The sequence below is a fragment of the Maribellus maritimus genome (assembly GCF_022267315.1).
Lineage (GTDB): Bacteria > Bacteroidota > Bacteroidia > Bacteroidales > Prolixibacteraceae > Draconibacterium > Draconibacterium maritimum.
Genome location: NZ_JAIKLE010000197.1, coordinates 1 through 325 on the forward strand (window position 1 = coordinate 1; position 325 = coordinate 325).

General features: G+C 38.2%; 1 pseudogene. It reads right to left on the bottom strand.

From position 1 onward, the window contains the following. A pseudogene (locus K5G00_RS29655) lies at positions 1-325 on the bottom strand (IS110 family transposase); the annotation flags it as partial.

Consider the following 325-nt stretch of genomic DNA (forward strand, 5'->3'; position numbering starts at 1 on the left):
AGTGGTTTTAAGTTTTTTCTTTTCGGGTGATTTTTTGATTTCACTTTTGATTAGACGCTCAATTTCTTTGTCGCATGCTTTTATCTTTCTTTGGAAAAACTTGTAGCTGTCGTACTCCTGCCGTAGCCCAAACAGATAATCTTCGCGGTTATTCCCATGCAAGGCTTTTGCGATTTCCTGTTTTGGTTTCCTGCAATTGTAATGCCTGTACTCTGCCAGTGAAAATGGGTCGAGGTTCCCATTACAAATGGCCTCGATAATTTTTAGGCCTGTAAGTCCACAAACATCATTAACTACTATATCTAATCTGAAATTCAGAAACTTT